This is a genomic window from Chitinophagales bacterium (genome assembly GCA_041392475.1).
Lineage (GTDB): Bacteria > Bacteroidota > Bacteroidia > Chitinophagales > UBA2359 > JAUHXA01.
This window is the reverse complement of sequence record JAWKLZ010000003.1, coordinates 608,294-617,480: the sequence shown is the minus strand read 5'-3', so window position 1 is coordinate 617,480 and position 9,187 is coordinate 608,294. Positions and strand designations below refer to the sequence as shown.

The window sequence follows — 9,187 nt, the reverse complement described above, 5'->3', positions numbered from 1 at the left end:
GGACTTGTTTTTAGTTCGGGTAAATGGATTCATGGTCAACACATATATTTTTATTACTGGTTGATTCGTTGCTTGGCGATTAATTAGTTGGTTAAGTGGTGCTTAGTGGTTGGTTGTAGGCGTAAGTCTGCCATTAAATTTGGCGGTTACTATTTGTAAATATGAGGTAAGTAAAATGTGTTCGGTGGTTATTGGTTATACTAGTGATTCTACCAAAAAATGTGGCGATTAGTATATAAAATAAGTATGGAGTAAGTAAAATCGTGGTCAGGTGGTTAGATTGATTGAGGACTTGTTTTAACTTGGTTAGAGTTTGGACAAGCCCTAATTAGTATCCAATGTTTTCCAAATATCATACCAAAAGCATCATCTCAATGTCAAAAACAGTTTTATTTTGTTGATTTTGAAGGAAAAGAAAATCTTATTATTGGTGAAATGGAGCAGAAATAAGCATTTTCTTATACTTGACTTCCATTTTTTAGAACTACAATCTCCACCTATTTTGTTAAACATAACAAAGCATTAATAATTTAGGCAACTTCAATTTTTGAAAAAAAAGGATTGATTCAGACTACGGCAAAACCTATAACATTTGTTCCGTGTTGTCTGATTATTTCATACTTGGTTAATACAGAATTAACATACCATTAACATAGCTTTCTCTATTTTTGCGTAAAAATTAACCCACGCTTAAATCATTGTTAATTCTATTTTTCACCCCCTTAAACATTTGTTTATGCACTTCAAAAAATTACTTTTCAGCCTTATTATTTTTGTAATTTTCACAGGTCTTCCTTCTTGCCTTTTTGCTCAAGTTACCACCGCAACCATTAGCGGAACAGTTCTTAGTAAAAGTGGTGATGAAGATTTGGTAGCTGCGGCAGTCGTTGCGACACACGAACCTTCTGGCACACGCTATGGTACAACGACTCGTGACAATGGCACCTTTACGCTTCCCAACCTTAGAGTTGGTGGCCCTTATACGATTCAGGCTACATATTTGGGCTACAAGACTTCCACTTATGACAATGTTTTTTTGACACTTGGACAAAAACTAACTATCAATTTTGAGTTGGAAAGCGAAGACGTTCAGTTGGATGACATTGTGATTACAGCCAGTCCCAACAGCGTTATGAGCAGCGAAAGAACAGGGGCAGAAACCAATATCGGTAAAGACCAATTGCAGAAATTACCTACAATTTCTCGTTCTGCTTCTGATTTTACCCGATTGACCCCTTCAGCAAGTGGCAATTCTTTTGGTGGACGCAATGACCAATTCAACAACTTCTCTCTGGATGGTTCTATCTTCAACAACCCATTTGGTTTGGATGCTGCAACGCCTGGTGGTCAAACAGATGCACAACCTGTTTCATTGGATGCCATCGAACAAATCAATGTCTCACTAGCTCCTTATGATGTTACGCAAGCAGGCTTTACGGGTGCTGCGGTCAATGCCGTTACTAAAAGCGGAACAAATGAATTAAAGGGAACGGTTTTTGGATTTTATAGAAACCAAGATATGACAGGTTCTAAGGTTAGTGGCAATGACATCTTTGTGCCAGATTTAACTCAATTGCAAGCTGGATTCAGCTTAGGCGGTGCTTTGGTGAAAGACAAACTGTTTTTCTTCGCCAATTTTGAAATCGAAAGACGGGAAGACTTGGGTTCTAATTTCATTGCAGCCCGTCCTGGATTGGGTGGTGAGAATGTATCAAGAGTGGAAGCGGCTGATTTAGAGGCAGTTTCCAATGCTTTGAGTTCTCGATTTGGCTACAATACAGGCGCTTATGAAGGATTTTTGTTTGACAGAGACAATGAAAAAGGCATTTTTAAATTGGATTGGAATGTAAGCGACAAACACACTCTAACGGCTACTTACAACTTCTTGAATGCCTTGAAACAACAACCTGCTCACCCTTCTGCAATTGGTCGTCGTGGTCCTGATGCGACTACGCTTCAATTCAGAAATTCGGGCTACCAAATCAACAACAAAATTCAATCTGGTATTTTGGAGTTGCGTTCTTTGTTTAGCAACACCGTTTCCAATAAATTGCAGGTAGGATTGACTTCCTTCCGAGATTCTCGTGATGCTTTTTCGGATCCTTTTCCTGTCATCAATATCAACCGAGATGGAATTCGCTACATCGTGGCAGGACATGAGCCGTTTTCTATTAACAATGTCTTGGATCAAGATGTCTTTCAAATCAGTGACAACTTGAATATTTATTCAGGCGACCACACTTTTACTATTGGAGCATCTTTAGAGAAGTTTTCCTTCAACAACTCTTTCAATTTGGGAGCTTATGACGCAGGCTCCAATGTTGGTGGGACGTTTGGACCTGGGTTTGCAAGCGTTGAAGCCTTTGTAGATAGTGTCAGTACAGGTGCTTTTGACGATGAAGTTGCCTTTGCACAAGGCATTTATGCAGATAACGAAGCCAACGGAACTTGGGCTTTGGCTGAAACGAATGTAGGTCAGTTGGCTTTTTATGCGCAGGATGAATGGCAGATGAATAGCTATTTCACCTTGACTTATGGCGTGCGTATTGACCAACCTTTGTATTTTGATACACCCGAAAAAATTCAAGAGGTGATTGACCGCAATTGCTGCTTTATTCCAGATTTGCTCTATTCGGACGAAAACGGCAATCCCATCACCTTTACGCACACACAATTGCCAGAAAGTTCTACCTTGTTTTCGCCAAGAGTGGGCTTCAATTGGGATGTAAAAGGCAATCGAAGTTTGCAGGTAAGAGGTGGAACAGGTTTGTTTTCAGGACGTTTACCTTTTGTATGGATTGGCAATCAGGTGGCGAATCCCAACTTCTTTTTCTACAATGTAACCCATCCTGACTTCAAATTTCCACAGGTATTAAGAAGCAATTTGGGTGTGGATAAAAAATGGGAAAATGACTGGATTTTGTCTGCGGATGTGATTTACACCAAAGATGTGAACGGTATGATGGTTCGTAATTTTGGCATCAAACCGCCAACAGGCACTTTGCAGGGAGTGGACAATCGGGCGATTTACCAAGCTTCTGACCGCACCAACGATTTTGCGAACAATGCTTATGTTTTCACCAACACTGATTTGGGTTATTCCTTCAATGCTACCTTACAATTGCAGCGAAACTGGAACAATGGACTTTACACAAGCATTGCCTACAACTATTTGGATGCCAAAGATGCAAGTTCTATTGAAGCTGAAATTTCGAGTGATGCTTATGACCGAAACCCTGCTTTGGGCAATGTGAATCAAGCTGTTTTGTCTCCTTCTTTGTATGGAAACCGTCACCGAATTGTAGGTTCTGCTTACAAGCAGTTTCAATATGGTACGGACAACAAATGGGCAACAAGCTTCGCTTTGTTCTTTGAATATGTGGAAGGTGGACGATTTAGCTACACCTATTCTGGCGACATCAACGGCGACGGTTCGGGTTTGAACGATTTGCTTTACATTCCTACGAGCAGCGAATTGAATGAAATGAACTTTGCAGGTACAGATGCTGAACAAACTGCACAAAGAAATGCCTTCAATGCGTTTATTGAACAAGATGATTATTTGAGTGCAAATCGTGGTGGCTATATGGAAAAATACGGTATTTTGAGTCCGTGGTATTCAACTTGGGATGTGCGTATTTTGCAGGACTTGAACTTTGGAGAAGGAAAGAACAAAAATACAATTCAGTTGAGTTTAGACATTTTGAATGTTGGCAACCTCATCAGTTCTGATTGGGGTGTGCGTCAATTACCTGTCAATACGCAGCCTGTTGGTGTAAGTGTAACCGATGGTATTCCAACTTATGGTTTTGACACAGCTTTGACCAATACGTTTACGGATGACTTTAGCTTGAACTCTCGTTGGCAAGCACAGATTGGACTTCGTTATATTTTTTAAGAACGAGGGGCGAATGTACTGTAAATGATACAATTAAAAACGGCTCAAGGCTTTTGCTTTGTGCCGTTTTTTTTGACCAAAATCTTTTGTCTTGCATCTTTTTCCTCTAAACCCTCACATACCATTTCCTTCTATCCATCCACACTGCCACCGACCAACAAATCAGCGTCCATGTCAAGGCAAACAAGAAAGCTCCAAAATACGCTCCCACTTTGCTGAAAATATTGTGGTATAGCGCATTGTAGAGTGTCCCATTTGCGGCATTGGGAATCCAATAGAGGATGATTACACCGACTTCAGAAAGTAAATAAATAAACAAAGGGTTTTTGCCCATTGGAGTGAAAAAATTTAGGGAAGCATATTCTTTTTTTCGCCAATCCAATAGATAATGTAAGGCAACGAGCATCAACATAGCAATACCAGAAGTGAGTAAAACATAGGAGCTTGTCCACAATTTTTTGTTGATAGGGAAGCCATAATTCCACAAAAAAGCAACTGCAATCAATCCCGCTCCAATGAGTGCCAAACACAAACGAACTTCGAGGTCTTTCGGTTTTTGACGCAACCAATAAACGGTGGCATAACCCGCCACTACATTGCCGATACAAGGCAGCGTGCTCAACAATCCTTCTGGGTCGAAAGGAACGCCTTCACCTCCATACAAATGGTTTTCTCCAAGCAAAAACATATCCAACAAATGCCCCGCATTGCCGCTCATGGTTAAGTCACCAAAGCTCAACAGAATGAGCCAATAACCCACCAAAATACCAAGGGTGATATAAATTACATTTCGTAGCGAAAAATGGTACAACAACAAGGCTGACAGTCCATAAGCCAAAGCGATGCGCTGCAAAACACCCATGATACGGGTTTCTCCAATGGGTCGAAAAGTCAATGCGCCGTCTTTCCAATCGGTGAAGGGAAACCAATACATGAGAAAACCCAAAAGAAAAATAATGGCGGTTCGGGTCAAAATTTTGCGGTGGACTTCGCTGTTGGTTTTCTCGGTTTTCCAACGGGCCATCACAATCGCCAAAGATGCTCCTACTGCAAAGAGAAAGGACGGAAAAACAAGATCGGTGGGTGTGAATCCATGCCACTGAGCATGAAGCAATGGAGCGTAGGTAGTACTCCAATTGCCCGAAGAATTGACAATAATCATAAAGAAAACCGTCATGCCCCGAAAGACATCAAGAGATTGTAATCGTTGTTGCATTATTTGTTTGTTTTGTTCGGATTGTCTATCTTTAAGAGGTTCAAACGCAAAATACAAGGTCAAATGCAATTAGAATATTGGTTTTGAAATATTTGTATTTGAAGTTGAATTTTACTCATTTAAAGGTATCGAATTTAATCCTGTCAAAAAAATGAAAAAACACTTATCCCGCAGAAACCTCCTCAAAACCATGAGTCTTGCCGCTGGTGGATTTTTTGCCGCCCCTCTACATGGCTTCGATGAATTGGGTAATCGCTTGCTACTTCCCAGTCGAGTGAAATATCCTGCTCCTGACAAACCCATCACCGCAATTACGCTTGGCGCAGGAAATCGAGGAAATGTCTATGGTGATTATGCAGTGGAATATCCTGACAATATTGACATCATTGGTGTGGCGGAACCCATCAAAATCCGCAACGAACGCTATTGTGAAAAACACAACATTGCAGAAGAACATAGTTTTGTGACTTGGGAGCACGTCTTTGAAGTACCAAAATTTGCAGATGCCATCATCATCACAACGCCCGACGATTTACATTATGGCCCTTGTATGAAGGCATTGGAGATGGGTTATGACGTTTTGCTCGAAAAACCGATTTCACCGAGCGAGCAGGAATGTCGAGATATTTTGGCTTTAGCTGAAAAAACGGGAAGGATTGTAGCAGTCTGTCATGTTTTGCGGTATGCGCCTTATTTCATCAAATTGCGGGAAATGATTCAATCGGGCAGTATTGGCGAATTGGTGAGCATACAACATTTTGAACCTATCGAACACGTTCACATGGCGCACAGTTTTGTGAGAGGAAACTGGCATAATAGTAAGGCGACTACGCCGATTATTCTCGCCAAATCTTGCCACGATCTCGATATTTTGCGCTGGATGATTGGCAAACCTTGTGAGAAGATTACCGCTTTTGGAGGATTAAAATGGTTTAGAAAAGAGAACAAACCCGAAGGCGCAACGCCTCGCTGCATGGATGGCTGCGCTGTTGAAAAGGAATGTCCGTACAGTGCCATGAAAATCTATTACCGTGACCGACAACGTACCTATGTTTTTGACCTGCCCGAAGACCCCGAAAAACATGGCGATGCGATTTTGGAATACCTCCGCACGACTAATTATGGTCGCTGTGTGTATCAAATGGAAAACGATCAAGCAGACCATTATGTGGTGAATATGCAGTTTGCGGATGATGTGACGGCATCGTTCAGCATGGAGGCTTTTACTTCTTATCACGGACGACGCACCCGAATCATGGGTAGTCATGGCGATATTGTAGGTGATATGTCACAGTTTGTGCATACTGATTTTTTGACGGGTGAAAAGACGGAGTGGAAGATGGAAACGGATGGTCATGGCGGTGGTGACTGGAACTTAATTGCAGATTGGGTACAAGCGGTTTCCAAACAAAATGCCAGTTTACTCACATCGGGCATTGACGCTTCGGTGGAAAGTCATGTGATGGGTTTTGTGGCAGAGAAAAGCCGATTGGCAGGTACGGTTGAAGATGTTCGGCTGTGAGTTGAGGAGAAAACAACATTTTTTGTGGTTTGGTTTTTTTATTAGACGAGAGAGTAAAGGTGCGAGAAACAGGAATTTAATTGACTGATAACCAATTGTTTGCACTTATTCATATCAATAAATTAAAATGTTGATTATCAATTTTTTATATCTCGCATCTTGCTTCCTACTTCTTTCGTCCAAAGTCCAATCTTTTTAGGCGTGTTCTTCAAATTCAACAACCTTCGTTTCAAATTCCCATTCTAAAAAATCTTCTTCGCCTAACCAATATTCTGATGTAATCAATTCATATAAACTTCCTTCAAGTTTATACAGATTCCATATTATATTCTCAGCTTCTTCAAATTCAACATCGCCTAACAATTGCTCTGTAAACAATCTCTTGATAATAGACCTCTCACTCAGTCCTTCGGAAAAGGCTTTCAATACGATTTCTTTGGTAATAGGTGTGTCATTATCGTGTTGTGCAGTGATTTCGAACGTCAATTTGGTTGCTTTTCCGTGTGGAAATTTTCCATTGTACGCTTTGTAAAGCAGTTGATTGATGTTGAAGAGTTCGTTGTGTAAAGAAATTTCTGGATATTCTTCAAAAATTTTGTCCAACAACATATCGTGTGAAAGTTGGCTAATTTGACCTTCTGATAAAACCTCCGACAGTCTGTATTCCAATAAAATTGCTGCTGCTTCTGATGGATCATAGTCGGTAATAGCCATTAACAATAGCTCTCTAAGTTCTTTTTTGTCATATGATTCAGCGTTAGGAAAATTGAATTTACTGAGTAGTTCAATGTAATCATCCGTTGTCCATGTACCTTCCACTTCTTCAATTGAAGATAGCTCATTAATTTTGATCCTGTATTGCATTTTTTGTTATTTTAATGAATATCAAAGCGATGTCAACAAATCTTGTTGTCATTATATCCAACGTCAACTCTCAAATAAAGTTGGTAATAACGACTACAATCGCTAAAATAGTCCCTAATAACTTCAATTAACCGAAAATTCTTCACCATTCGCCGAAAATACCCTACAACTCAACGAATACTTCCCTTACTACTCTTTTCTTCCCTATACCTTTGTAATGTAATTGGTCATCAAGAAATCAATTACATATTTAATATAGGCACTGAAATTAAGCTAAACTTTCCCAAAAAAAAATGAAATCTATTTTTATTCTCTCTGTTTTTGTTTTCTACCTCTTTACTGTTCTCCCTCAGCGTATTGCTGCACAAAACACGATAGATTTTTTTGAAGGCGACTTAGAAACATTGTTCGCTACGGCAAAAAAACAAAACAAAGCCATTTTTATAGATACTTATACCGATTGGTGTTTGCCTTGTAAAAAAATGGAGACAGAGGTCTTTCCTCGCCCCGATGTACACATTTTTTACAATAACTTCTTTATAAACTACAAATTAAATATGTTTTCAGAAGAAGGTATTGCCTTTGCAAAAAAGCATAAAATAAACACATATCCGACCTATCTTTATTTCAATGCAGATGGAAGTCTAAATCATACAGTAATTGGCGCAAAAATTCCACAAAAATTTATTGAAGCAGGTAAAATAGGAGCAGTCAATCAGAAAAAGCTGGCCGAAATGACCTTTATGTATAAAAAAGGCAATACGAGCAAAAGTTTTATGGCAGAGTTTCTAACACTCCTGTGGCTTTCCAATGATCCTTTGTATCCGATATTAGTGAAAAAATACTGTGTATCAACTACATCAGCAGATTTACAAGAAGAAATACATCAACAAACTATCTATTCCTTAGCCAATGATTTGACACAAAATAGCTATCAATTATTCGCAAATCATAAAACACTTTTTGAAGAAAAATTTGGAGTAGAACAGGTTAAAAACAAACAATTGGCTGCTGCTTACAATAGTTTAGAAATTGCTATTCAACAAAAAAATTACGCTTTATTCAATGACATAATAACTATTATCCGTACTTTTCAAACACCTAAAACAAACGAATCCTTACTTACTATTTCTCTTCAATTTTATGAAGCGATGAAAGATTGGACAACTTATGCAGAAACTGCTTGTACTTTTTTGCCAAAAGTAAAAATCACAAATGCTGCCGATTTAAACAATATTGCATGGAATTTTTATGAGCAAATTGACAATATTGACTTCCTCGAAATAGCCTTGAAATGGGCAGCCCAATCCATCGAATTGGACAATCAACCCTACAACAACGACACCTACAAATCTTTATTAACCAAATTGGGAAGTCATCGTAGTTGATAGCCAAGAAATAAACCAATCTATTTCTCTATTTCTAAAATCATCCGTTCTTCACCTTTATCCATTTTAGCCCACCTATCAAACCTGCAAAGTATTATTTGTCTTACCTTATCCTCTCAAAACTTTGTTGATTGCAAAACAATGCCTATTTTTCCACATCAAAACCAAAGTCCTTTTAAACATAAGGAACATCATCAAAATAAATTAACCTCTACAAAACCTAAATATCTTTCAATCATCGGGTTTAAGAATTTTAATTTTTTAGTAAGAGATAAAAGCGACAAAACCTTCATATTTGC

5 protein-coding genes are annotated in these 9,187 nt (G+C 39.0%); 3 read left to right on the top strand and 2 right to left on the bottom strand.

The window, feature by feature from the left end; translation table 11 throughout:
• Positions 1-736 precede the first annotated feature (736 nt).
• On the top strand, positions 737-3,898 hold the full coding sequence (locus tag R3E32_25465) for a carboxypeptidase regulatory-like domain-containing protein (protein ID MEZ4888102.1): 3,162 nt from the start codon (positions 737-739) through the stop codon (positions 3,896-3,898).
• Between the two features lie 106 nt (positions 3,899-4,004).
• Here R3E32_25465 and R3E32_25460 read toward each other — a convergent pair whose 3' ends face one another.
• The gene (locus tag R3E32_25460; GenBank protein ID MEZ4888101.1) at positions 4,005-5,114 is read right to left on the bottom strand and encodes a heparan-alpha-glucosaminide N-acetyltransferase domain-containing protein; all 1,110 of its coding nucleotides are present in this window, start codon (positions 5,112-5,114) and stop codon (positions 4,005-4,007) included.
• A gap of 151 nt (positions 5,115-5,265) precedes the next feature.
• Between R3E32_25460 and R3E32_25455 the strand changes: the two genes are divergently transcribed.
• On the top strand, positions 5,266-6,636 hold the full coding sequence (locus R3E32_25455; GenBank protein ID MEZ4888100.1) for a Gfo/Idh/MocA family oxidoreductase: 1,371 nt from the start codon (positions 5,266-5,268) through the stop codon (positions 6,634-6,636).
• Positions 6,637-6,831: 195 nt separating this feature from the next.
• On the opposite strand, the gene R3E32_25450 is transcribed toward R3E32_25455, so the two are convergent.
• Positions 6,832-7,500 (bottom strand): hypothetical protein, encoded by a 669-nt coding sequence (locus tag R3E32_25450; protein ID MEZ4888099.1) that lies wholly within the window; start codon positions 7,498-7,500, stop codon positions 6,832-6,834.
• A gap of 293 nt (positions 7,501-7,793) precedes the next feature.
• On the opposite strand from R3E32_25450, the gene R3E32_25445 reads away from it, so the two are divergent.
• Entirely contained in the window at positions 7,794-8,888 is a 1,095-nt protein-coding gene (locus tag R3E32_25445; protein MEZ4888098.1) for a thioredoxin family protein, read from the top strand.
• The last annotated feature ends 299 nt before the right edge of the window (positions 8,889-9,187 follow it).